We start from the raw sequence: 25,591 nt of genomic DNA on the forward strand, positions 1-25,591 counted from the left end.
GTGCTATCTCCTTTTTATATTGCGAATATACTCCGCTATCTTTTCTTCATCGGGAACTGTGGTAATTTCTTTGGTCTGGGCTTTCAGAAAATAAGGGAGCGCCACTGCTTCGTAACCTCTGTCATAATTGTACTTCCCCGCCAAATAATAGGCTTCCCAGAAATGCGGGTTCAAGGATATCAACTCATCTAGAATATTTTGATCCAAACGCGTTTCTTTACGTATGGCATTTTCTACTTTGGTTCTCAGTTCCCGATAGCGCTCGTAGTTCGCATAGGTTTCGGTTGTCAAAAAGGGGTCTTTTTGAATGTTTAAATTCTCTTGTGCAATACTATTATTAGGACGGGCTTCTTTTCCGAATATCTCATTTAGATCATAGGCTACAAATTCGCCCAATTGGTACGGATTGCTACTGACCCATACCAAAAGGTCTTCTGGCTGAAAAACAACACCGTGGTGTGCCAAAAGCTGGTTCAAGGCCTTTTCGTTTCCGTAACCGATCTGCTTTTCATCAAGACCTTCACGGTCCCTTAAAATTTCCACGGCCTTGGTAGGGCTTACTTTTTCGGTCTCTTCCAATAACTCCGTCATTCGTTCATATCTGTATTGGGAATGGCTTTCCAAAATATGTTTTTGATTTTTTTTGTCGTTCGCATAGGCTTCGCTCTGAAAATGATTGGCGCAAATAAGCTGACTGCTATTTTCTACGTCATATACCCCAAAATTATTGGGCGAAACCTCAATGATAGCGGCTTTTTTGTCGCTTGCACTTCCCACGAAAATAGATTCCGAAACAAATACTTCCCGTTTTTTGGCGATGGCGACCGCTTCCTCAATGTTGGAGGCATATTGCAAAATTTCCCGTGTAACCAAGGATACAGGTGTTTTGGCAATCAGTGGAAATTGGGATTTTCCAGCGTTGATGGTAACGGTCAATCCTTTATCGTTCATACCCGAAACCACACCGATCATTCCGCCCCAAGTGACGGACATGAATGCGTTGCCATCATCCGGTTTTACGAAAGCAATGATTTTATTTTTGGCAAAGGCATCTCCGGCATAAAAGTCAAAATTACGACCTATAATAAGCTTCCCGTCCTTGCTTTGATTTCCCCACGTTGCAAAAGAGGAACAGCCCACCAAGGCCAAATCCTGTAACGCATGTCCAATGTCATGGGCGCCATGAAAATACATGACCCGTTGGTACGGTTTTGCCACATAGTCATAATCAGGTGATGCATATTTGGAGACACCGTAAAGTTCGGTTTTATATTCCTCGTCAATATTCAGGTACATCTTACGATTGAACCACGCCAAAAACTTTCGGAGTAAATTCTGATATCCTTTTGATGGAACAAGCTCATCAATCTTTTTAATAAAGATATCTTCCTGTTCATTAAATAATTCTTGGGTAAGTTTTCCCGTTTTTAAACCGAGCTCCAATGGATTTCCGTCAACGTACAATTCCCATAATCCTTGCCTGTTCTTTCTTAAGAAGTTGTCCCCAAGAGTATAAGTAGAATCGTTTAACTGAACCCGTTCAGGAACATTGGTTTCGTATTGGGAAATCTGGGGTTGGTCTTTGAGCGATTTTTTCACCCCGCAGGAAACCACTGAAAACACTATAAAAGCGACACTAATACATCGATATAAACAAAATATAGTTTTCAAATGTTGACCAAGTTTTTATGGGTTTTCCGTATGGCGAGCTCGTCTTTGTAGTCCAACCATTTTTGACCCCAATATTTACGCGTAAAATTATCAAAATTGCGCATAATCAGCACATTGTAAAGCATGTTCGCGAATCTTTTGGGACTTCTTGGCAATGCCCGCAATGTCATGGAAAAACCACCATCCAAGTATTTGATGTAATGCCAATAGCCGCTGGGCATAAAAAGCGCGTCACCATGTTCCATCTCGGCCGTAATGCCCCGTGCATATTGTAACGCAGGGTATTTTTCAAAATCGGGATTATCCATGTCGATGGATTCTAAATTATGGATGGAGTAAGGTACCCGATATAAATATTTGGTCTGTTCCGGTGAAAATAAAGTCACACTTTTATGGCCATCAAAATGAAAGTGCATGCTGTCCGGCAGATCAATATCATAATGCATGAACACTTTGGATTCCCCACCACCAAAGAATAATGCGGGTAGCTTTTTAAAAAACTTCAACCCAATATCCGGGTATTCAAAATCTTTCAAAAGCTCTGGCATTTTCTTTAAAATTTCATAAAAAAAGATGCGGAGGTCGGTCGGTTTTGTTTTTAATATTTCAATATAATCTGCCAGTTTCATCTCTTCGACCGGAGCATAGACACTTTGTTTGTCCTTTGCCGGCTCGTTATTATATAATGGAACTATTTGATCGCCCGCTTTTTCCTGTATATAATCCAACGTCCACTTTTTATATGCGGGCCAATCTTTGGTCAAACCTTTTATAAGAACCGGTTTTTGAGGTTTAAAATAATTCTTTGTGAAATCTTCTTTGGAAATAGTTTGCAAAACCGTGACCGGGGTGGTTTTAAATGTTCCCATTAGACTACTGTTTTATTGGTGATATTGTTATTTGCGGCAGCTTTGATCTTATTCAATATATGGGCGTCACCAAGAATCTCGGAACAGGTAACCACACCACTTATGGTTACGCCCAAAATACCGTGCATATTAAGGCTCTGCCCGGTAAAATAGAGATTTGGAATTTTGGTTCTGGGAGAAATAAATGCCTTTAACGGGTCTTGTACATCTTTTACATAGCCGTACATGGATCCTCTATTACAGCCTATATAATCACGATAGGACAATGGGGTGGAGGTATAGACGGATTGTATGCATTCCCTGATATTCGGGAACTTTTTTTCCAATTCGTTTAGGAATGCTTCCGTTTTTTGCTTTTTGAAATCTTCATAGGTTTCTCCGCGGTCATTTTTGTTGGCAACGGTATTGAAAGTATCCTCCCATTGTTTTACCTCGTCATAATGCATATAGGTAATGGCCGTAAGCTGCTCGCCCCATTCATCCTGATTTTTTCGGACTCCCATGGATATCATATACGTTTCCGGCCAGCTTTCCTCCGTATATTCATGGCCTCGCCAAACCCTTTTGTAATCTTTAAAATGATAGTAATTCTTGTTGAGGTACGGAAAGGTTTTTGGTTTAAGGACAATATGAACGCTAAATGCGGATATGGTACTTTCCAATGCTTCGATACGGTAGTTATAGGATTTTCTAAAATGCGCTTCCCCAACTAGTTTTATGGTATGTTTTGGTTCAATATTGGAGATGAATATATCGCCGGAAACCGTTGTGCCATCTTGTAGCACTGCTTCCATAATCTTTTTATCCACGCATGTAAGTTGTACCACCTCACTATGTTTAAAAGCATCGCCCCCAAACTCTTTTAATTTTCGGATGAGTCTTTTGGTAATCTGGCTACCGCCATCCGCACATCTATAGGCACTTTCAATGTATGAGTTTATGGAAAGAGCATGCACGTACAAAGGTGTTTTTTCCGGGTCACCAGCATATAAAAGATTGGACCCTGCCAGAACAGCTCTTAATTTTCCGTTTTGGGTAAGCTCGTCCAAATATTCTTTTGCGGTTTTTTGGAATATTTCCGGGTCGTTTCCATAAGGTTTTCCCTCCTCCAAATTGTATAACGGAAACTTGCTGCAAACCTCTTTTAACTTATTGCAATAGGTATGTATAGCTTCCTTTTCTTCCGGAAACGCTTCAATAAGTTTGTTTGAAAAGTTGTCATAGCCTTGTGCATGAGGATATTCTGTAGTGTCGTTATCAAAAGTGATAATGTCAAATCCGTCTTTGTTCAACTGTTTTAGTTCCAGCCCATCCAAAATATCCAAATAACTGAAATACTGGTGCAGGTTTTGCCCTTCCGAGAGCCCACCAATATAATGTACCCCAGTATCAAAAATGGTCCGCTCCCTAACAAAAGTCTGTAAGTTGCCCCCAAACTGATTGTTCTTTTCCAGCACACATACACTATATCCTTCGCGGGCCAAGATATTGGCAGAAACCAAACCGCCCATACCGCTGCCAATAATCACAAAGTCATAATGTGTTTTCAATGGATGTTCTTTTTAGTAAGTACGATAAAATTATCACTTTGGACATGAATGGAAAAACCAAAACCTAAAAGTTCTTCATACACTACAGTTCTAGATGCTTTGAATAGGATTACGGTATTGATTTCTTGTTCCAATTTTGTGGTAAGTAAATGTAGGTTGAAATCCTTAATATTAAGCAACAACACATTTATTGGAATTGCTGGCATTTCTTTAATGTTATCCAATACCGTAATACGACTGTATTGTTGGGTCAAGAAATTGTGCTCGAGCAGCGCGCGTTCCGAAGGATTTTCGAGAAATGTGAAGATTTTTCGGTCAATGCTGTCCAGCGCCAAAAGAAAATCCAACTGCCCGGAATCTTCTGAAATATGTAGTATGCTTTCTTTTTGGTCTATTTGGTGTAAGAATGAAAAATATATTTCACCGTTCACGTGTAAATCTTCTTTTACCCGTTTGTACAATCTTTCCCCTTTAAAGCGATAGTGCTCCAAAATCGTTTTGTTCCAATAACCGTTCGTTTCTACATCGCTTCGCAGCCTTCTGAATTCATTTCTAAAGTAGGCACCCAGCAATTTCCCTTTCTGGGTATAATCCGCCCCATATTTTGTATTTCCGGGAGTAATGCGCGGTAGGATTTCTATCGTAATACGGCCATCTCTGATTACGAAACTTCCCTTGGGCAATACTTCGGAATTACCATGGATGAGTACAGGAAGAATGTCCAAATTAAATTGTTCCGCCAGATAAAAAGCCCCCTTGTGAAAACGCTTTATCTTATTGCTAGTGGAGCGGGTACCTTCCGGAAAGGCGATTAAAGAGAAGCCTTGTGCAACTTTCTCCTTCAGATAAGCTTCCCCATTTTCGATACCGCCGCTAACGGGATATGCACCGACCAATTTGGCGGCACTTCCAAAAACCGGAGAGTTGTAGACCCAATCATTGACCAAAAAAATGATTTTTGGATGGAGCATACCAATACTCAAAATGTCCAAAAATGAAGTATGATTTGCAATGATCATCGCTGGTTTTTCAAAAGTCTCTTTTAACGGATTACGGATTTCCTTTTTTACAAATGGATTGGTGTACAGCACGGAACCCATCAATTTTGAAACGATTTTATGAAAACCTAAATTTTTCTTTTCAATACTTTTTGGGTCAATTTTCATGACTATCCAGGCATATATCGAAAACAAGAAACCGCTAAATCCAAAATAGAAAAAGGAAAGTACGGAATGCACAAAATACCGTAGCGAAATAGGTCTTTTTTTAGAACTGCCAATGAACAAACGGAACAGTAAAGGCTGAAAGGTAAAAGCGACAAAAGCGGCCGAGAAAATACCAATAAGGGACACCTTGGCAATGGTGGAAAGTACAGGGTGTTTGGCAAATACCATCACCCCAACGCCCGCAATCGTCGTAATTACGGACAAAATAATGGACGTTTTATGCGTAGGCAGAATTTTTTCTCCGGTCCTGTATTCCGTTAAAAGTCCGTTCGTGATAAAGATGCTATAGTCTACTCCAAGACCGAAAATAAAACTACAGATGATAATATTGAAAATATTGAATTCCATTCCCAATAACCCCATAATACCTACTGTGAGAAACCAAGTAAGCATTATGGGAATTCCGGTAACGAGGGTTAATGACACACTTCTATAAAAAACAAAAAGGATAAGGATTACGGTAATCAAGGAATAAAGTAAGAGGCTGTTAAAGTCATTTCGTAAGGTGCCCAAAAACGACTCGTTTACCTGTTTCCTGTTGATGAACAAGGTATTGGGCATGGTTTTAAAATGCTCCTTTATAGTTTCCAGTTGACTGGCCTCAATTTTGACCAAGGAGGTTACCGTAGTACTACCTTTTTCATCTGTGACAATATAATCGTTTACCGAAAGTGACGGGACACTATCATATGCAGACAGCGTTATGGGTTGAAATTCTTTTTTTAACCACTTATAAAATATAGAAAAACTGTTTTCTTTGAATCCTAAACCATTACCGGAGTCGATTAAATTTTTGGTCAACGTATCCCTCTTGCCCAGGGTCCAGAAACGCTTCCAATCCTTTATTTTTTCAAGCTGCGTTTTATTCGATTTTACAAGTCCGCCAACTGAAGTATAGTTGATGATAGTGTTGTCCTTTTTCAGCTTTTCCAGTTCCGCATGAATGAGGTCATTGCGTTGCATAACTTTTTCTTGGTCCATGCCATAGGTGGCCAAATAGACCGATGTAGCCCCTATATCCGTAAGTGTTTCAAGGCGTTCTCTTGCCGTTGTAAGAACATTGGCCTCGTAATTCAATTTACTGATATCCTTATTAAAGCCTACGGTATTGTACGTGAAAATACTGATGGTAAAAGCAATTGCCAATATTGCCAAAGCCCACTTGTTTTTATGAAGTTCATACCCCGCCATACGGTCCAAAAAAGTTGTTTTTGAAGGGTTGCCTTTCTTTTTCCGATAGACTTGTGGAATAAACAACAAAGCAAAAATAGCCGCTCCGGTAACACTGATGGCCGCAAAAATACCAAGGTCCTGCAAAGCTTGGGACTCCAAAAACAAAAGACATAAAAAAGCCGAAGCCGTAGTAAGACTGCTCATCAAAACCGAGGGAGCCACTTCTTGAAACAACTGTTTTATACTACCACCGTTGCGAATATGGGTGAGAATATGTAACGCATAATCCAAGGTTACACCCAATAGGATAGCGCCTATTCCCAATGAAATGGCCGAAATATATTCCCGGTATAGATACAAGAATGCTATGGAAAGCAGGGCTCCAAAAATGGTCGGCATGAACAAAATAAGGGGTAAGGCAATTTTTCTATAAAAAAGAATGAGAAAAATCACGAGGACGGTCATAGTGATGCTTACCGTTAACTGAATATCTTTTCGCACTTGGTCCGCATTCGCTACGGCCACCAAAGCGGCACCAAAAAAAGTAGCTTTTACCGTATTGCCGTACTGTTTTTTTAATTTTTCCTGTAGGGCATAGAGCCCGTCCGAAAGTGGTTTGTTTTCAACAGTGGCACTGGACGGGAACGTCGGGGTGATGAACAGTAGAATGTTCGTTTCTTCACGGTTGACCAAAAAACCGTTCTTCAGTTTAAAACCTTCCGCAATACCTAATTGTTGTAGCTTTTTAAGCGCAATAAAAGAGATGCCCAAAGGGTCTTTGAGAATGCTTTTTTTGGCGACAATACCTGTTGGTGAAATGAGCGTACGGTAATGCCGCTGCATCATTTTCTGAATGCTATCGGCAGGTAGTTTTGCGTTAATATTTGGATAGTCCGAAGCATCCAAAAACAATGGAATGTTTTCATAAATAAAATCGAAGGTTTTTAATACTTCGGTATCATCCACTTTGCCCTGTATTTTTTCCACATAATTCCCATGGGATGATTGAAGGCTATCAATGAAGTCCGTGGCGTGTTGCGTTAACTCATCTACTGAAGCGTTATCATTTTTTTGGATGTTAACGATAATTTTATCGGTAAAAGAAATAGATTTCAAAACGCTCTGCACCCTTTGGGTTTCCTCATTGGCAGGAATCAGTGCGGTGATATCATCCTCAAATTTGATTTTGGAAGCAAAAAAGGCAAGTATGCCCAATAATAGGGCAAGTACCGTTGCACTAAAAATTTTATTTTTTTGGATGAGCCGATATGTTCCGTAGCAGAAATCACCCATTGTTCACGGCCATTTTTCGCTTGCCAAAAAATGAAAGTACGAAATATCCTATTCCCCCGGAAAGTAGCGAACCTCCTGATGCCAAGATAAGACTACCGATGACATAGGATTTTAAATTGGTGAGAAAATCAAAATCGGTAGTCATATTTTCCAACGTGAACCGAAATGGCTCGCCCAAGACCCAACTTCCTATTTGTAGGCTAAAAAATACAATGAACGGGATAAAAGGAGGAAAACTTACATTGGAAAAAGCGAAGGCAATGGGCTTGTTCAGTTTAAAAAGAAAGGCCAACCCAATAACCAATAAGGTGTGAAGTCCCCAAAACGGACTTAATCCTATAAAAACCCCTAAAGCAATGGATAATGATTTCTTAATGGCGGAATCCGTACTTCCCAAGACATCTTCCAAGAGAAACTTTTTTACTCCCTTTTTTTTAAATTTTCTAAAGAAATCCCTTGGTTTTATATAGAAAATAGTGACCAATACAAACCAAGTGTTCAAAATGCTTATGCGGGTAAAATCGGGAACCGTTCTAAAATGGGAAACGCGCTCAGCCTCGTCGTACAAAATTTTAACAGGTACGTTTTTAACCAGAGTGCCCGCCCAAGCCGCCTTAACGATAACTTCTATTTCAAATTCAAATTTTGGCGTAAATAGCTTTAGTTTTTTTATTTCTTTTAAGGGATACAGCCGATAACCGCATTGGGTGTCGGTCAGTTCGATCCCTGTTTCAAACCAAAACCAAAAATTGGAAAACTTGTTTCCAAAACTGCTTTTTCCCGGCACATCGGATTGTGCCATATTACGCGCTCCTATGTATAGCACGTTTTTCGTTTCTTCCAATTCCAAGGCATCCAAAAAAACGGGAATGTCCTCCGGAAAATGTTGCCCGTCCGAATCTATGGTAATGGCAAAATCATAATTTTTTTCCAAAGCTGTTTGAAACCCTACCTGTAAAGCCTTTCCTTTTCCTTTGTTTTCTAGAAAATGTACCTGATGAAGTTGTTCGTATTTTTTAAGGATTTCAGCTGTGTCATCCGTAGCACCATCATTCACGATAATGATTTCCGAAGTGTGCTCCAAAACGCCATCCAATACTTTTGCAAGTGTTTTGGCATTGTTGTAGGTAGGGATGATGATGCAACAATGTAATTGTCGCATTTTTTTTTGTACAGATGTAGTTGGTTCTGGCACGCAATTCTTTGTAAAAGTTCCTTTTGGGAACGGCATGCACAAAGATAAGCATTAGGCTTTGCCTAATACAACTGCTTTTCGGCATCCGTAAAGAGTTCGGATGTTAGCACATACCCTTTTACAAAACTTTTCACATCAGGATTTTTGGTCTTAGGGTAGTGGGTATGAATAAATTCTTTGTCTTGTTCTAGATTATCCTTATATCCCGTAATCCTTGGGGCATTTTCTTGAACACTTAACCGCAACAACCGTATTTCAATATTGGTGGGTTCTTTTTCTATGGCCGTTTCCAGAAGTGAGGCACCTTCTTTGAAGAAACTTTTTTTACTCCCTAACCCTTTGGCATGTTTGGCCTTCAAGGTCAGTGCGGCACCTTTATAGGCCATTAATAGTGGTTCGTCCTTTGCAGTAACAGCTGATAACATATCGCTCAAATCATCCGTGACGGCACTACTTTCGTTCGCTTTTTTATAAAGTGTCCTTACCTCGGAAATATCGATTTTTAAAATAAGGGCAAAACCAATTAGAAGAAATACGATACTTTTCATGTTAGGCTTTATTTATAAAGGTAGCACTCAACTTTAGTGCCAGCGTATCTTCAAACCTTACAGTATTTTTCACTTTTACGCCTTCTTCCGTTTCCGTAAGGTCTATGGTAAAGTCGATCGTATCATTTTTTTCAGGATTAATGACCGCCATAAATTTTACGTTGGAGGCTACGTTGAGCAATAATTTCCTATTTATAGCTTTCTCCGTTAGCTCTTTTATCATTTGAATAACACAAACACCGGGCAATACGGGATGCCCAGGAAAATGACCTTCAAAAATATGATGCTCCTTGTTCAGTTTTACTGAAGCGGTAACCTCCTGTGCTTCGTATTTGAAATCCAAGATTTCGTACAATCCTTCTATCAACATGCTTTTATAGTTTGAATTTGTAGGCGGCCCCTATTTGAAAAACGCCATTGAGGTTGCTACCGGGCTCCTCGTATAGATCATCACCCCCTAAAAAATCTATACTAACGGTTCCTTGCTTATAACGGGCCTCTAAAATAAGGCCGAGGCCAAACTCATATCCCAGACCACCATAGACAACAACATCCAACGGTGAAATTTCGCCATCACCTTCAGTATTTAAAATATTTACAAAATTGCTCTTCAGGTTAAAATCCAATCCACCACCTATTATAAAGTGAAATCCTTTATTGGGTGCCACAAAGAATTTATTGGTGACGCCCAAGGACAGGTAATCGATTTCCACATCGCCAAATTCAGTGGAATTTGAAGTTCCGCCTTGGCTGGAATAGAAAACTTCCGGTTGCAGTGCGTAATAGTCGGAAAACGTTATGTCCAAGATACCGCCAATGTATAGCCCTGTTCTAGAATCCAAAAGGGTCTTGCTTATGGTGCTATTGTTTACACCCAATTTTATTCCGGGTCTTGCTTGGGCCGATATTGTTACGCAAATAAGTCCCGCCACGATGCTTAAAATAGATAGCTTGTTCATGTTTAAATTGCATTTAATTGAATGTTCAAAGCAAAGTTTTTATGAGCGATCTCAATCTGGTTCGCAATGTCATCATTTATTTCGGAAAAAGAAAAAACAACTTTTTCCTTTTGACTGCCTGTACGCGTTATTTTGAGCAATTTCTGTTCTTCTAACTTATAAAAATGGGTTTTTTTCTTGATTTGTGTTTGAACCAAATCATCCTTGCCATTTGAAAACGAGGCAATGATTTTTGGATTTTCCGTAATCAGGGCCTTAAAATCATTTTGCAGCACATCAATGAGAATTTTCTTGTCCATTTCCTTTAATATCCTATTCACCTTGAAATCGTTTCCTTCAAAAGAAAAATCAAAAAGGGAGTTGCCCATTTCTGTAGTAAAAACTACTCGGTGTGCGTTATGTTCAATTTTTTTGATGATAAGAATGCCACCAAAGGTCTTTTTAAAAACATTTATTTTAGCCTTGTACACATAGTCTTCATCGGTGTTCGAGAAATAAGGATTTAGGATTTTGGTTTGAAATGTTTCCGTTTTCTCAAATCCCATTTTTTTGGGATAGGAGACGCATCCTACAAAAAGGAAAAGAATACTACTGAGCAAAAACCGCATCTGGAATGGATTGGTTTTCTGTTCTGTTGCTAAAGACAATTTGTGTGTAATCGTCGGAAGGCTCAATCATTTTAACAGCGGTAACCGCCCCGGAATTTGAAAATGTGATGTGAAATGCCTTAATGAATTCCGCGAATTGGGCATCTTTAGGTCTAAAATGAACAACACTGCTATCGGCTTCTTTAAAATAATCGATATGGAACTGCTCCATAATGAACATATCCCCGCTGATACTTGCCGTAATAAGTTGATTCAATTGTTTAAAAACCTTATTGGAACTTAAATCCATATTGCTTTTGTTCCCGTCATCGTTCACAAAAAGTTTTTCGTCCCTAAAAAGAACGCTATATGAAAACGGTCTTACGTATTCCCATTTTACGATATCCGGAGCTTTAAAAGCAAGTTTTCCGCTGGATTCAATATCATTGGATAAAAAGTCCAAATGTTTGTATTGGATAAAATCACTGGTGATGGTTTTGGTGCTTTCCGCTTTTTCTTTAACCTTTTTCCGTAGCGATTCGGCTTCGGTTTGGCTCATTTTGGTTTGGGCGACCAGACTGACCGTAAAAATTAGAAAGAAGAATATAAACTTATGCATAGGCTTTTATCTGTAGCAATTGGTCAACCGTGACCGACTGTAACTTTTTCCGCTCCAAAAATAACAATAACCGTTCCAAAACCCGGACCGTTTTCTCGCTGGTATCGTGGAGCAATACAATATCTCCCTTGGAAACCGTTCCGGTAATTCTCTTTAAGATCATATCCTCGGTACGTGGCGTCTTATCCAAGGAACGAACGTTCCAACCGATAACATGTAGTTGAAGCGTTTTAACGGCTTTTTCGATACTGGGATTGGTCACGGCAAAAGCAGGCCGGTATAAATTCATTCTGAGTCCGGTTTTCTCTTTTACAAGGTCATTGGTATCGCTCAATTCTTTGATTACTTTTTTTGCACCAAAAAAACCAAAAGATTTGGAGTGGCTATAGGTGTGGTTGCCGACTGCATGGCCCTCATCCAAAATTTTTTGAAATAACTCCGGATGTTTTTCAATTTGTTGACCGATGCAAAAAAATGTAGCCTTTGCATTATATTTCTTTAATAGTTCCAGAATTTTAGGAGTAAATTCTTGATGGGGCCCGTCATCAAAAGTAATGGAAATATGATTTTGTGGAGTGTTTTTGTTGGAATGAAAAGAGGTCAAGTGATAATTCCATCGAATAAAAAAAGAACCACAAAGCGTAATCAAAAACCAAATAAGACCTATTAAGAAACTTGGCCATAACGGAAGAATGTTCAGATAATAAAATAGTATTAACGTTGCCAGCAAGACTGACGTGATGTAATTAATGGGTCCGCGCCTTAGCATTTTCTGAGTAATACGATGCTGTGATTTTTCCCTCTATACTGGTTATAGAGTAGTACGGTCTCCACTTTTTCTGGCTTCTTGTTTATGATAAGTGCTTCCGGAACGTGTTGTGTCCTAAAAATTTGATTGGCCATCCAAAAAGCGAAACCCGTTGCAGTATCAAATTCCCCGGAAATATGTTTGTAGTAGAGTTGGGCGGTATTAGAAAAAAGACCATCGCTTAGCTTTTTATAATAGTGGTCAAATTCAACATCACCGTTATATCCTAAAACAACCGCATCTATTTCAGGTAGTGCAACTCCGTTTTGTTGTAGAAAGGCTTCAATTTCCTTGGGAGTTTGCTCAGGGTTCAATGTATTGTAGGTTTTTATCCCAATCAATTGCGCATAGGTAGAAGCTTTTTTCTTGGTAGAAAGCACAAAAAAATGAGAACCTTCCGCAACTTTACTGCCTTTTGTATTTGAATTTAAGAGTTCTTCCGGTGCTTGGGGCGCTTCTTTGATATGCCCGATGAGCTTGTGCGTTTCTATATGATGGTTAACCAATTCGTCCACACCGCCTATCAAAATGTTTTCGGTTTCACCTAATTCCAATTGCATTTTGGCATCCCAAAGACTGGATTCAAAAGAAATATTGGCATGTACGTAAGTGAAATTATATCCTTTGCAACCCATGTCCAACGCAATTTGTCCGGCAACCGTATTATGGGAAGATTGTATGAAACGAGTAGGAGTGAGGTATTGTTCATCGTTATCTATGATATTGCTCACGAATTTCTCAGAGTCGTCCAAACAGCCCAATCCCGTGCCAACTATAATGGCATCTACGTTTTCCAGGCCAGCTTCCCGCATAGCGGTTTTTGAACTCACCATACTCATTTTTATACCTTTCGCCATTCTTCTGGCCGCTGCCGGAGGTAAGTAGGCCTTGTAATTTGGGTCAACTACTTTAAGGCAAGTTTCCGAATATGGAATAATTTCTTCGAGAAACTTGGTATTGTCGAATGTTTTCTGAATGGATACAGAACCTATTCCATTGATATAGACCGGTTTTTTCATGGTTCCTTTGAAAAAATTACGGTTGAACAATTCCCGCCAAAACCAAAGGAATTGGACAGTACCGTTTTTAATTCTCTTTGCTCCAATACCAACTGAGGCACCAAATCAAATTCTTTCATCGGCGTCTTGAAATTAAGGTTGGGATAAATGATATTGTTTTGGAGCGCCAATACGGAATATACCGCTTCCACGCCCCCGGCCACTGCTAGGGTATGGCCCGTATAGGCCTTGGTGGAGCTGAATGGCGGTACGTTGTCTTCGCCAAATACGCGCAATAAAGCTCTCCCTTCCGATAGATCATTATTGGGCGTTGCCGTACCGTGGGCATTAACATAATCAATATCCGAAGGAGACATGCCAGCGACATGCAGTGCTTTTTTCATGGCTAAAACGGCACCATCCCCATTGTCGGATGAAGCGGTCTGGTGAAAAGCATCGTTGGCATTGCCATACCCTTTTACATAGGCCAAGACTTTTCTGTTTTCACTGGTTACGATTTCGTCCGACTCCAGTACCAAAAATGCTCCGGCTTCACCTAAGTTCAATCCTTTTCGTTCTTCATCAAAAGGAGTACTATGGGTATCGGATAAAATCATCAAGGTCTTAAAACCGTTTATGGTAAATTTTGAAAGACAGTCAGTCCCTCCAACGATTACCCTGTCCAGTTCCCCGGTTTTGATCATTCGTGCGCCGAGCATGATAGCATTTGCAGCCGAAGAACAAGCGGTGCTGATGGTGGTTACAAAACTTTCTTTAAGTCCGATGGCATCAGCTATTTTTTGAGTAGAATCCCCGGCATGTAGGGCATTGATATGTGCCCAATGGTCGTCTCTTTCAAAATAATCGTAAAAATATTGTTCGGCCTTGTCCATGCCTCCTACCGTAGTGCCGGAAATAAGACCTGTTCTATAATCGTTGATATCTGTAATTCCGGCTTGTGCAATGGCCTCTTTGGCCGCGACTATTCCCAGGATAGGGGTTCTGGAATGAGTGTTTTCAGGAAGGTTCAGTTGTTTTTCAAAGGTCTGGTTGGTGGTTTCTATTTCACCGACCATAATTTCGTTCTCATGGACCGTGGCAATCTTTTTGATTTTGGTAATGCCCTTTTTGCCTTCTATCAATGAAGCATAATTTTCTTCGACATTGTTTCCAATGGCTGAAATAACACCCATTCCTGTAATGGCAATACCTTGGTTCATGGATTATATTTAGTAAGAAATTAATCTTTCGAAGAAAAGAAAATACCCTTTTAGGCTTTATTCTCCTTAATGTAGGCCGCCATGGTATCTATAGATTCAAAAATCTTTCTACCTTCTTTTGGGTCGCCCAATTTTATGCCGTAATCTTTGTCCAACATTACGATAAGCTCAAGAGCATCTATGGAATCCAATCCAAGACCTTCTCCAAAAAGGGGGTCGGCATCCGCAATCTCGTCCACGGAAACATCTTCCAAATTTAGTTGCTCAATAATCTTCTCTTTCAATTCTAATTTCAAATCGCTCATAATCTAATATAATCGGTTTATTTCGGCAATGGAATGTACAAAAGTACCTTTCTTTGCCACAACATACAAAAATGCATCATATTTTCCCTCATCCATTTCTACCCAGCCGCACAAGGCTTTTTCGGCCTTGTTTTCGGAAATAAGACTGTTGGAATAATCATGCAGAACATCAGGGGAGAACGTATCAAATATAAAAAAACTATTCTCAGAATATAGTTTATGTTTTATGCTGATTTCGCCCATACAAATATTGGGTAAGGTATATACAAAAACGGCCGGACTCGGATAAAATTGAGTGGCATCTTGGATAGATTTTTGGTGTTTTCTATCCGTATCCAAACTTCCTGAAGCATTGGAAAGTACTAATGCCACGTTTTTTTCATTTTCGTTTTCCAAAAGGATTTCCGCCGCCATAAAAGCCAATTTGCTCAGATTATCCATTTTAAAAAATTTGGAATAATCCATATCCAAGGTTTTGTAGGCCGATTTCATGACCGACTTAAAATTGGTATCCGAACTTTTGAATACGGTTTTTCCATTACTGGAAATTTCGCCGTTTCTTATATGGCAATAATCTTGTATGTAATATGTGTTTTCCAATTAGATTATTTCTTTTTGCAAACGAACAAAGTGTGAAATTCCCCAAGATTAATATCCTCCTTTACTTCTAGACCTGCAGCATTGGCCAAGTCTATGAGTTCCGTAGCCTTGTACATTTTACTGTTGCCGTTCGCTATGGCCGTGAAATATAAAGAGGTAGCTTCTAAAGTAAATTTGGCGTTGCCAAATTTTTGGCGGTCCGTATAGGTCTCGATAATAATGAGTTCCGTATCGGCACCCATTGCCTTAACGGCGGTTTTTAATATCTTGAGGATTTCCTCTTTCGAGAAACAATCCAAGAACTGGCTCATCCAAATGGTATCCGCACCTGTTGGTATTTGGGGGTTCTCGGAAAGCCAATCTATTTCCGTGCCTTGTACCCGTTCTCCAAAACCAGCCCTTTTTGTATTGTCCAAAGCCTTTTTTAACTGACCGGGCAAATCAAATATCCTTATGGAAATATCTTCATTGTAATTGCAACATTGCAAGGCAAATTTTCCGGTATTTCCACCGATGTCAAAAAGCAATTTGGGATTTTTGCGAAAAACGATTTTTAAGGCTTCCTCGAAAATACCGTCCGAATAAAAATGGTCAAAGGCAAACCAGGATTGCTGTATGTTCGGGGGTAATTGTGACAAACCTTCGTAAACGGTCTTCCAATTTCCAAGTTCTTTTAATCCGGAAGGTTTTCCTTCTTCAATAGCATCCGTTAAATGAAAAAGACCTTGATAACAGACATCTTGGGTAAAATTTAGGTTTACCTCCGTCATTGGGTTGTAACTTAGAAAATAGCCGATCTTTGTTAGCTCATACTTTCCGTCCCCATCTAAACTTACAATATCGGCACTTTCCGCAATTTCTAGGAGGACACTTAGACCATATTCGGTGAGAGATTTGGCCTTGGCTATTTCGGAAAGCGTTACACCTCCCTTGGCATTATTATCAAAAATATAATCAAATACGCCTAATTTGCGCAGTGCAACGGTAGTTTGAAATACAAATGGTGCAAAAGCTATTTTTTGAGCTTCTTGAAGGGCATCAATAGCTTTCATATTCTTCTTTGGCATTGGCAATCAATCAATTTTATCGCGAATTTAACACTATCCGTCAGTATATTAAAACTTATGCTTTTTGAAATACCATGGCCGTATTACATCCTCCGAAGCCAGATGCTGTTTTCAGAAAGGTATGGATTTCTTTGGAAGTAGTTTTTTCAATGACGTTCAACGGCTTTGTAACGCCTAGTTCTTGAAAACCAAGGGATGCAAATAAAGTATTTTTATATCCAGAATGCATCCCGATAATCGTCTCCAACAAACCGGAAGCACCAAGAGTATGCCCAAAATAACCTTTAAGGCTGTTCAAAGGGGTGCCTTGAAGACCACTTCTGCTAAAAGCGATAGCTTCCATTTCATCGTTGAACATTGTCGCTGTACCGTGGGCCGAAATATAATCGATATCAGAAGCGGCCAAGTTTGATTGCGATATTGCCGAGAGTACACTTCTGTACAGTCCTTCCCCCGTTCTTGAAGGACCGGAAATATGGTTCGCATCGTTACATGAAGCCTCCCCCAAAATGCACATAGACTCCGGGGTAAGCAATTTTTCATTTTTGGTAACCAGTACACTGGCACCTACTTCTCCAATATTGATGCCCGTTCGGGTCTTGCAATACGGCCTACATGGCTTGTCACTCAAGGCCTGAAAAGCATTGAATCCCGAAAGTATAAATTGTGTTACCAAATCGCCTCCCGCTACAAAAACATGGTCATACTTTCCTTGGCGAATTAGACGCTTTGCGACCGCTATAGCTAAAACTCCCGAAACACAGGCATTGGAAAGTACAATGGCCTTATCCTTAAAACCAAAATGTGTCCGTATACTGTGCCCAAGACTTCCTAAGTAAGAGCGTTCCTCTGGGAAAGGACTGGTTTTTTCCAAAACATCAATACTACCTTTTGTGGTGGAGAGGATTAGGCCTACTCGGTCAGTAAGTTCCAAACCGGATGATGAAATGGTTTTCGCCAAAGAAACCAAAAGCATTTTTTCCAAGCGCGTATGCTTTTCCTGTGGATTAAGTTTTTGATATTTCTCTTCCAGTATATCTTTATCGATGAGCGAAGCATAAAATGGTCGAGGCAAGACCGTTTTATCCTCGACCAATTTTAAGGCACTCGTCTCGTTTTGAATATTTAAAATGGCCGATGCACTATCAAATCCAAATCCAGAAATAATATTGTTATGTGAGAGATAGACCTTACTCATTCAAAAGACCTACTTTACGTTTCCAATCCATAAAAAAATCTGGGGCAACGAGCGACAGATTTCCGTGTAATTCCACGAAGACTTGAACGGTCTCCCCGGTACAGACCACTTTTCCTTCCGGGTTTAAAATCTCATATCTAAAAATCAATTTGGCAGCGGCAGAATCTACATAAGTTGTTTTTATCTCCGCAACATCACCATATTTTAAGGGAAGCTTGTGCTCACAGGAAGATTTCACGATGGGTGTGGAAAAGTTATGTTTTTGTTGGTCCAAATATGAAATGCCATGGTGTCTGCCAAAGGCCTCACGGCCATCCTCAAAATATTGAATATAATTGCCGTGCCATACGATACCCAAGGGATCCGTTTCCGTAAAACGAACGCGAACTTTACTGGTAAAACTAATTTCTTTTTGGGATTTAGACCGCATTTTTTCTCTTGTTATAAAGTATGGCAATAATAGTAGTACCTAAGAAAAACACCAGTAAAAGACCTATTTCCGGTATGATTTCCTTAAAACCAACATTGCGCAAAAATACATCATAAAAGGCACTTAGTCCCCAATTCATGGGAGAGAGATTGGAGAGCACCTGCATGAATTTGGGCATGGCGAATACGGGAACCCAAACCCCTCCAATAGCGGCCAAAATGACCACGAAAGTAGCACCGAAAGGTGCTGACTGTTCCTGCGATTTTGCAACAGTACCCAATAACAGTCCTAAACCAACTGCGGCCAATCCGGCAAAAAAGGCGACTATAAATAGCATGGGCAATCGTCCGGAAACATCCAATCTTGGTAATCCCAATAAGGGAAACAAATAAATACCTACCAAAAGCATAAAAGCAAACTGGACTATGGAAACCATCAGAAATACCAAACCTTTTCCGCCTAGAACAATGGCATAAGGAATGGGTTGAGTACGTAACCGAACGAAAGTACCTTGGTTTTTTTCATTGACCATGTTAATGGACAGCGGTAGGATAATGAAAAAGATGGCGAACAAGGTCCAAGCTGGGATATTGTGTTGTGTGGAATTAGGAATGGCCGCCTGTTTTTTAGTGTTGGGAATGATTTCTTTGAACGTAATAATGCTATCCGTATCAAAAGTCAAATCCTCCTCGCCCAGTTGTTCCTGAAAGGCTGAATAAATAGCCTGACTCTCAATTTGGGCAATCATTTTATCAATATTGCTACGAACCGAACTTTTAAAAGATTGTTGGGAAGCAGGGTCAAAATAAAGCCGAATTTCTTTGGAAGGAATATTTTCCTTTGCAGTGGTGGTATCCTCATCCAGACCAAATTTTGCTAGAATGCCCGAAACGTTTTGGGCCACTTTCAGGTTTAAGTCCTTGGTCAGATTTTTAGGTAGTATGAACGCCAATTGATATTCCCCTTTTTGAACCAAGTCTTCGGCCGTAACTTCATCTTTTTCGGAGATAATTTCGAATAAGTTCGATTTTGAAAGATTCTCCATGATACTTTTGGAAACCTCATCCTGATCTAAATCCACCAAAAGAATGGGAATTTGATTTTGTTGTACGGTCTTAAAGGTATTGTCCTGGATCAGCGTAATGGTGATGACCAATAACAAGGGCATAATAAACAGCACCGCAAGCCCGCCTATATCTCGGATAAGCAATAATAGTTCTTTGCGTGCGGAGGCTAGAAGTTTATGCATAGTCCCGCAGTGCTTTTCCGGTTAGACTTAAAAAGACATCCTCTAAATGTTCGGCATCCTTATTTTCGGCAATAAGTTTTGTGGGGGTTCCTATAGTAATCAGTTTGCCATGGTCAATGATTCCGACCCGTTTGCAAAATTGCTCCGCTTCGTTCAAGTGATGCGAGGTATAAACGATAGTGGTTCCCTCATCATTCAATTTTTTTAGAAAATCCATGATGACCGTTTTGGACTGTACGTCCACGCCAACGGTAGGTTCGTCCAAAAACAAAACTTTCGGACGGTGTAAAATGGCCGCAATGAGATTTACTCTCCGTTTCATTCCTCCTGAAAACGCCTTTATTTTTTTATGGGCAAAATCTATTAATCCCAATGTTTCCAGATGTTGCGTGATATCATTTTTTAGGGAATCCCCCTTTAATCCATACATGCTACCAAAGTAGCTGAGGTTTTCCATGGCTGTCAATGAAGGATACAATGCATATTCCTGTGGAACGATACCGATGATTTGTTGTAAGGCTCTTTTATGGTTTTGATAATCGAGTCCGTTTATCTGGAATGCTCCCGAGGTGGGTTTCAAAAGTGAACATAAGATTGAAATCAAGGTTGTTTTTCCGGCACCGTTAGGCCCTAACAAACCAAAAATTTCACCCTCGGCAATGGCCAAATCCACATCGGAAAGCGAGAACCGTTCGGCATCTTTGTATTTTTTTGAAAGTTGTTGGATTTGAATCATGGTCTGCCAAAATTTTTAAACGGCTTTTTTCAGTCTTTTGAAAAAAGATTCCTCACGGTCCGCCAAATCCTCTAACTGAAGTGCAATGTTTTCATATCCGTTACTTTTGGCATTTCTATTTTTATAGATACGGGAGGCATCCACTGCAAAATCGCGCCAATCATCACCGATTTTTGTGATTTCCTTGGAGAGTTCTTTTAGTTTTTCGTTTTTGAGTATTTCACTGGCTTCCTGTAAAAAAGCCCCGTAAATATATCTAAATCCACCACCTCCGGTACCAATTTCCTCTTGCATCCGCACCAATTGCCCTAAATAATGATTTGTTCTTTTGGCACCTAATTTCTTGGGCCATTTTCTAATATTCCTTGCCACCCATCTCATGGCTTTCACCCCTACAATGGGCACGGGAGCGGTCATGTCCCTACAGGTTTGTTTGATACCTTTTACGATAGCCTTTTCCAGCTCCAACTTTTCCGGAAAACTGGTCGGGTAATACATATGCCCTTTTGGAGCAAAAGCACCTTTGGCGAAACGTACTTTTTCAAGTTCCTTTTCACTAAGGCTGGTAACGGTTTCCATCACGGGGTCACTGATGAGATAGCGGTCGGCCTCTTTTCCATAGACCACCATATTGTGTGCATTGAAATGGAAGCGATATTCGTCCGGGAAATACAATAGGTTAAAAACGCCCACTTGAAGTCCTACAGGGTTGTTCTTGGCCAAATTTTCATCCAAGCGCGCTTGTGCGTTTGCGGGATTTTTAAACTTTTCACGCTTCATTTTCACGCCGGTACGTTTGGCAAAACGCTTAAAGACCAAACCGGGGATAATCCTGTAGGTAAAGGCCGGGGCATGGTTCACTTTGATAAATGGCAAATAGCTGAACAATAATCCCGAACCGATACCGAATACCATAGGTTCACTGATATCAAAACCATTATAACGCATGAGGTTGGAGACTACCCCGTTTTCGCAGTGCGCGGATTGGTAGTGGGTAAAATCAATTTTTACGGTTTCAGTCATTTATATTTTTTAACTGTTCAATCGATATGTTGAACACATCGGCATATTTTGCCAGCGTTTTATGTTTTAATTTTTTGAAGACCGAAGGCTTAAAATGTCTTTTTACGCGCCACTGCCAAAATCCTATATAACTCGCTAAAACGGGTAAGTCCATTTTGTTCAGTTCCATATAATATTCAATCGGACTTGTTTCATTCGCCAACACTTTTCTTTTGGCCTCTTCCGTACGCTCTTCAATGTCTTTGATGGCATTGTCCAGGGCGATGGTCTTAGGGTCCCAGCCAGAGCTCAGCGCAGTGGTATATTCTCCGTTTTCATCAACGGCGTACACCATTTCGCGCAGATTTGCATCGGTGAGATTACTTTTGTCCTGAGGTACTTCCTCTTTTTTCATTTGATGGCTACCGAATAAAACTTAAAAAATTATACTTCGTGAATAAGACAATTTAAAGTACAATCTACGATTAAATCGTCATTTGTAAAAGAGGAACAACTAATGGTGCAAATGCTTAATTCATCCGTATCATATCTGGATATTAATTTTGCCTTGGAAATCAGGGTCTGCCCAATTTTGGGCAATTGATATATCTGAACTTTTTTAATGGCACTGATATACCCTATGAGTTTATTGCTAGTGCCCTCAAGGTCATCATATTCAAAATAACTTTGCCCTACGATGGCGGAACAGGTTTGCGCAACGTTTTCGATAAGTCCTGATTCGTTTAGCACAAGCTCATCCGTGAAAAGGCATTCCTTTGAAATATTGAATTCCGTGATAACAGAGTCATTATCTATATGTGGCATGGAACTGACCATAAGCATTGGAGGTCTGTGCGGCAAGAATTTTTTAATATCTATTTGCCGTTCGTTTCCCATGCTAAGCTAGGGCCGTTTTTATGGAACTCTCCGCGATTCTTTTGGCATTGCACAGTATGAAAGCTTCTACCAAGGTAACGCCCATGATATCATGGAGAATGTTCACCGTGGTTTTCAACTCCTCACCGATTTTTGGCAAATCCAGAATTTCTACTTTTTTAATGGCGCCAATATAGCCAACGGGCGCTGCCATGTCTTTTAGATAATAGGTATAGCCCTTGTGCATGGCTACGGTCTGCGCCATATTTTCAATAAGCCCGGGCGCATTGAACACCCCGTTTTCAGTAAAAAAATGATTTTTGGTAATGGTAAGACCGGATATGATTTGATGTTCTGAAAATTCATAAAGCTTATCCACCATAACGAACGGCTTTTTTTGCGGAATCAAATCAATGATAAAGCGTTCTTCTGTTATGGGAGGGGATAGCAAGCTCATTTAATGAACGGTTAAATAGGCATACATATAGGAAAAACGTGCACTTTCCGGCACTCCCAAAAGAATCCTATCTCCTTTTTTAAGCTTTCCGGAATACATTAATTCTTCTAGCATAAGGTAAATAGAGGCTGCGCCCACATTTCCGACTTTATCAAGATTGAGAAACCATTTTTCCCACGGCATTTTTATCCCCAATTTTTCCATTTCGTCATATAGTCCGTTCTTGAAATAAAAGGACGAAATATGTGGTAGATAATAATCTACATCCTCTGGGGTGATGTTATACTTTTCGTAAGCCATTTTTAAACTTTCGGCACCTTTGACCAAAATATTATTTCCCAATAATTTGGTGTCCTGGTGAACCGCAAAAAGGGATTTTTTCCCCCAATCGTCCGAGTGAAATTCCCTCCAGGGAATTAAGTTTCCGTCTTCTTTTTTGATACCACCGGCGTACATACAAGCGCCCATTTCAAAAGCATAGGAAAAACCTTCCATCCATTCTATCTTTAGCGAAATGTCTCCTTTCGGACTATTTTCCAGTAACATAGCTCCGGCACCATCGGAAAGCATCCATCTTAAAAATTCTTTATCAAAGGAGAGTATGGGATTTTCTTCCAATGCTTTTAAGTGCGCTATTTCGTTTTCATAAATTTTGGACTTGAACCATGTGGAAGCGCGCTCGGAACCTGTACATACTGCATTATTTACTTGTCCTGATTTAACGGAGAGATACCCATACTTTAAGGCATTCATGCCGGAACAACATGCGCCGGATGCCGAATTGATTTCCATGTTGCCATTTTTTAAATAGCCGTGAACCATTGCGGCATGGGATGGTAGGATCTGATCGGGACTTGACGTTCCACAGGACAGAAGTTGAATGTCTGCCGTACTGAAATTTTCATCACATAATTCCTCAATAACTTCCTTTGTCAATTCGGAGTTATTATGGGTAATGGTACCATCCGCATCTATGGCGTAATAACGTTCCTTTATCTGATTGTTGCGAAGTACAATACGTCTTGCTTTGGATGCTTTACCGTCAATATAACCAAGTCTTTCCTCCATTTCCTCATTGGTAACGGGTCGGTTGGGTAAAAACTTAGCTATTCTTGTTATAAATACGTCCTTCATTATTCGTTATTAAACGCTACGGAAGAATAATAGGTCCTTTGTTTTTTTCTTATGTTGTAGCTAGGCAAATAAGTCAGCAAAAATACAATAAAAACTATAGGTGCTATGACCCAAATGGCAAATAACAGGTAATAATTGAACATTGTAATCCATTTTGATCTTTTAGGGTCTCCCGGCGGTCCTTTTTTGATGATGAGATTTGCCCATTTTGAAAAAAGAATGTTGGCACGTTTATCTGCCAACACTAAAAAAGAATTTATTTTAACACCTCCAAGTTGTACAATTTCCGACTGTAAATTTGAATAGTTCTGGCTTAATAGTGCATTTTTAATAGGAAGTCCAAATCTTTCTGCGGCGACAATATCCTCGTCTGAAACTCCTGGTTTTGGAAAAATGCCCCACATTTTATCTTTTTTCCCTCTCATCATCCAATGCACAATGGTGATGACACTAATGTGGTTGATGTGGCGATCTACCAACGCAATATTGCCCACTAATTTGGCACCGCAATGTTGCAGCAATTTCTTTACTTTTTCTTGGGCCATGATCCACATATTCCTAGCTCCGATAACGGTAATCACCGGAGTGTCTTTCAACAAAGTTGCAGCGTATTTTGATTTCAAAAAAGAATTTAGGGGAATAGAAGGCGTCAAATACCACACTTGATGGCCTAAAAGAATCAAATCATATTTTTTGTTGAGAATACTTTCTGAAGGTGCTTTAAAGTTTGACGGAATCTGTAGAAAAGATTCAGGAAAACAGTCTAGGAATTCTTTCTTTTTCCAAGGAAAACTGTAGTTGGGCTCTGGAATAATCTCATAGTAGGAAACATTTACATCGGACCCATGAATGTTCTTGGCCACATTTTCCAAAATGGTCAATAATTGTCCCGTTTGGGAATAATATATAACGAGAACTTCTTTCATTTTTTTATGCCATCCTTCCAGAAATCAAAATAATTAAACCACTGCAAGGGATATTTTTCAAGGATCCATTCCATGCTTTCCGTGTATTCCTTCAGTAAGGCTTGGGCATCTCTCGCTTTTGCCTTTGCCTGTCTGGCGAACAGATGGTATTGGCGTTTTGGACCCTTCATTACATACACGAACAGGACCGGCACTTTAAGGCGTGAGGCCAATAAATAAGGGCCCATTGGGAAATCTGCATCGGCTCCTAAAAACCGTTCGGTCAATACTTTGGTTCCCGGAAGATAGCGATCTCCCGTAAAAACCACTAATCCACCTTGGTCCAACGCATTATGAATTTCGAATATATGGGACATGTCATTCTCTACTACTATAAATTTCATGGTGGATTCCGCTACGATACCATCCATATATTCTTTGATATCGGCATGTTCCGCATGGGTCGTTACCATATAAATTTTGGAAATAGAGTAGCGGTCCTGCAGAAAGTAATGGGCAATTTCGAAATTTCCAATGTGTCCACTGATCAAAATTCCTCCCTTGTTTTTTTTTAACAAAGCATCTATATGCTCAATCCCATCATGGGAATAATCAAATTTATTTCTGAACTGGGTTGAAATGGCCACTCTATCGGTCAACACTTTTCCGAGTGTATAATAGCTATTGTAGATGTTGCCAACACTTTTTATAACCGAGTTTTTTAGCCTTTTCCTAAAATAGTAATAGATGGTCTTTGAACTTTTAAAAGAGAAGAAAAAATAATAGGCAACTACAAAACGAAGCAAAAAGTACGCCGCCCCAATACCAAAAATTCTTAAAAAAGAAATGTAAAGTTTATACCCTAAAAGCGTTCCTTTAGATTTTCCTTCCCATTCCGTCGCCATTAGCTATAATA

27 protein-coding genes are annotated in these 25,591 nt (G+C 39.9%); all 27 read right to left on the bottom strand.

The window, feature by feature from the left end; all coding sequences use genetic code 11:
- Positions 1-3: 3 nt before the first annotated feature.
- A complete protein-coding gene (locus tag ACKWBX_RS01975; RefSeq protein ID WP_413966963.1) occupies positions 4-1,671 on the bottom strand; it encodes a C45 family autoproteolytic acyltransferase/hydolase in 1,668 nt (555 codons plus the stop codon).
- Entirely contained in the window at positions 1,668-2,540 is an 873-nt protein-coding gene (locus tag ACKWBX_RS01980) for a cupin-like domain-containing protein (protein WP_413966964.1), read from the bottom strand. The genes ACKWBX_RS01975 and ACKWBX_RS01980 overlap by 4 nt, the downstream gene beginning before the upstream one ends.
- A complete protein-coding gene (locus tag ACKWBX_RS01985; RefSeq protein ID WP_413966965.1) occupies positions 2,540-4,090 on the bottom strand; it encodes a phytoene desaturase family protein in 1,551 nt (516 codons plus the stop codon). Before ACKWBX_RS01985 ends, ACKWBX_RS01980 begins: the two co-directional genes overlap by 1 nt.
- On the bottom strand, positions 4,087-7,782 hold the full coding sequence (locus ACKWBX_RS01990) for a 1-acyl-sn-glycerol-3-phosphate acyltransferase (RefSeq protein ID WP_413966966.1): 3,696 nt from the start codon (positions 7,780-7,782) through the stop codon (positions 4,087-4,089). Before ACKWBX_RS01990 ends, ACKWBX_RS01985 begins: the two co-directional genes overlap by 4 nt.
- Positions 7,775-8,944 (bottom strand): DUF2062 domain-containing protein, encoded by a 1,170-nt coding sequence (locus ACKWBX_RS01995; RefSeq protein WP_413966967.1) that lies wholly within the window; start codon positions 8,942-8,944, stop codon positions 7,775-7,777. Before ACKWBX_RS01995 ends, ACKWBX_RS01990 begins: the two co-directional genes overlap by 8 nt.
- Before the next feature lie 95 nt (positions 8,945-9,039).
- On the bottom strand, positions 9,040-9,525 hold the full coding sequence (locus tag ACKWBX_RS02000) for a hypothetical protein (RefSeq protein WP_413966968.1): 486 nt from the start codon (positions 9,523-9,525) through the stop codon (positions 9,040-9,042).
- A 1-nt stretch (position 9,526) separates the two neighbouring features.
- Entirely contained in the window at positions 9,527-9,895 is a 369-nt protein-coding gene (locus ACKWBX_RS02005) for a hotdog family protein (protein ID WP_413966969.1), read from the bottom strand.
- Positions 9,896-9,899: 4 nt separating this feature from the next.
- Entirely contained in the window at positions 9,900-10,484 is a 585-nt protein-coding gene (locus ACKWBX_RS02010; RefSeq protein ID WP_413966970.1) for a porin family protein, read from the bottom strand.
- Between the two features lie 2 nt (positions 10,485-10,486).
- The gene (gene lolB2 / locus ACKWBX_RS02015; RefSeq protein WP_462043867.1) at positions 10,487-11,092 is read right to left on the bottom strand and encodes a flexirubin biosynthesis protein LolB2; all 606 of its coding nucleotides are present in this window, start codon (positions 11,090-11,092) and stop codon (positions 10,487-10,489) included.
- Positions 11,073-11,690 carry a flexirubin biosynthesis/transport protein LolA2 gene (lolA2, locus tag ACKWBX_RS02020; RefSeq protein ID WP_413966972.1) on the bottom strand — a complete coding sequence of 206 codons (618 nt, stop codon included), beginning with the start codon at positions 11,688-11,690 and terminating at the stop codon, positions 11,073-11,075. The genes lolB2 and lolA2 overlap by 20 nt, the downstream gene beginning before the upstream one ends.
- Positions 11,683-12,459, bottom strand: a complete 777-nt coding sequence (locus ACKWBX_RS02025) for a polysaccharide deacetylase family protein (RefSeq protein ID WP_413966973.1) — start codon at positions 12,457-12,459, stop codon at positions 11,683-11,685. Before ACKWBX_RS02025 ends, lolA2 begins: the two co-directional genes overlap by 8 nt.
- Positions 12,453-13,517, bottom strand: coding sequence for a beta-ketoacyl synthase N-terminal-like domain-containing protein (locus ACKWBX_RS02030; RefSeq protein ID WP_413966974.1), 1,065 nt, complete (start codon positions 13,515-13,517; stop codon positions 12,453-12,455). Before ACKWBX_RS02030 ends, ACKWBX_RS02025 begins: the two co-directional genes overlap by 7 nt.
- Positions 13,514-14,716 (bottom strand): beta-ketoacyl-[acyl-carrier-protein] synthase family protein, encoded by a 1,203-nt coding sequence (locus tag ACKWBX_RS02035; protein ID WP_413966975.1) that lies wholly within the window; start codon positions 14,714-14,716, stop codon positions 13,514-13,516. The genes ACKWBX_RS02030 and ACKWBX_RS02035 overlap by 4 nt, the downstream gene beginning before the upstream one ends.
- Before the next feature lie 50 nt (positions 14,717-14,766).
- Complete coding sequence (locus ACKWBX_RS02040; protein WP_413966976.1) at positions 14,767-15,021, bottom strand: phosphopantetheine-binding protein; 255 nt, start codon at positions 15,019-15,021, stop codon at positions 14,767-14,769.
- A 3-nt stretch (positions 15,022-15,024) separates the two neighbouring features.
- A complete protein-coding gene (locus tag ACKWBX_RS02045) occupies positions 15,025-15,621 on the bottom strand; it encodes a 3-oxoacyl-ACP synthase (protein WP_413966977.1) in 597 nt (198 codons plus the stop codon).
- A 5-nt stretch (positions 15,622-15,626) separates the two neighbouring features.
- Positions 15,627-16,688 carry a methyltransferase gene (locus ACKWBX_RS02050; protein ID WP_413966978.1) on the bottom strand — a complete coding sequence of 354 codons (1,062 nt, stop codon included), beginning with the start codon at positions 16,686-16,688 and terminating at the stop codon, positions 15,627-15,629.
- Positions 16,689-16,743: 55 nt separating this feature from the next.
- Complete coding sequence (locus tag ACKWBX_RS02055; RefSeq protein ID WP_413966979.1) at positions 16,744-17,886, bottom strand: beta-ketoacyl synthase N-terminal-like domain-containing protein; 1,143 nt, start codon at positions 17,884-17,886, stop codon at positions 16,744-16,746.
- Positions 17,879-18,316 (bottom strand): acyl-CoA thioesterase, encoded by a 438-nt coding sequence (locus ACKWBX_RS02060; protein ID WP_413966980.1) that lies wholly within the window; start codon positions 18,314-18,316, stop codon positions 17,879-17,881. The genes ACKWBX_RS02055 and ACKWBX_RS02060 overlap by 8 nt, the downstream gene beginning before the upstream one ends.
- Complete coding sequence (locus ACKWBX_RS02065; protein WP_413966981.1) at positions 18,306-19,565, bottom strand: ABC transporter permease; 1,260 nt, start codon at positions 19,563-19,565, stop codon at positions 18,306-18,308. The genes ACKWBX_RS02060 and ACKWBX_RS02065 overlap by 11 nt, the downstream gene beginning before the upstream one ends.
- Positions 19,558-20,301 carry an ABC transporter ATP-binding protein gene (locus ACKWBX_RS02070; protein WP_413966982.1) on the bottom strand — a complete coding sequence of 248 codons (744 nt, stop codon included), beginning with the start codon at positions 20,299-20,301 and terminating at the stop codon, positions 19,558-19,560. The genes ACKWBX_RS02065 and ACKWBX_RS02070 overlap by 8 nt, the downstream gene beginning before the upstream one ends.
- Positions 20,302-20,316: 15 nt before the next feature.
- On the bottom strand, positions 20,317-21,324 hold the full coding sequence (darH, locus tag ACKWBX_RS02075) for a BtrH-related acyltransferase DarH (protein ID WP_413966983.1): 1,008 nt from the start codon (positions 21,322-21,324) through the stop codon (positions 20,317-20,319).
- Positions 21,317-21,718 carry a flexirubin biosynthesis protein DarG gene (DarG, locus tag ACKWBX_RS02080; protein ID WP_413966984.1) on the bottom strand — a complete coding sequence of 134 codons (402 nt, stop codon included), beginning with the start codon at positions 21,716-21,718 and terminating at the stop codon, positions 21,317-21,319. The genes darH and DarG overlap by 8 nt, the downstream gene beginning before the upstream one ends.
- Positions 21,719-21,747: 29 nt before the next feature.
- Positions 21,748-22,200, bottom strand: a complete 453-nt coding sequence (locus ACKWBX_RS02085) for an ABC transporter permease (RefSeq protein WP_413966985.1) — start codon at positions 22,198-22,200, stop codon at positions 21,748-21,750.
- 1 nt (position 22,201) lies between these two features.
- On the bottom strand, positions 22,202-22,636 hold the full coding sequence (locus tag ACKWBX_RS02090; protein WP_413966986.1) for a hypothetical protein: 435 nt from the start codon (positions 22,634-22,636) through the stop codon (positions 22,202-22,204).
- Positions 22,637-23,770: a dialkylresorcinol biosynthesis protein DarB gene (gene darB, locus ACKWBX_RS02095; RefSeq protein WP_413966987.1), complete on the bottom strand. Its 1,134-nt coding sequence runs from the start codon at positions 23,768-23,770 to the stop codon at positions 22,637-22,639.
- The gene (locus ACKWBX_RS02100) at positions 23,770-24,696 is read right to left on the bottom strand and encodes an NADPH-dependent FMN reductase family protein (protein ID WP_413966988.1); all 927 of its coding nucleotides are present in this window, start codon (positions 24,694-24,696) and stop codon (positions 23,770-23,772) included. The genes darB and ACKWBX_RS02100 overlap by 1 nt, the downstream gene beginning before the upstream one ends.
- A complete protein-coding gene (locus ACKWBX_RS02105; protein ID WP_413966989.1) occupies positions 24,693-25,580 on the bottom strand; it encodes an LpxL/LpxP family acyltransferase in 888 nt (295 codons plus the stop codon). Before ACKWBX_RS02105 ends, ACKWBX_RS02100 begins: the two co-directional genes overlap by 4 nt.
- Between the last annotated feature and the right edge of the window lie 11 nt (positions 25,581-25,591).

Origin of the sequence: Maribacter algae, assembly GCF_047345745.1 — a bacterium.
Taxonomy (GTDB): Bacteria; Bacteroidota; Bacteroidia; order Flavobacteriales; family Flavobacteriaceae; genus Maribacter.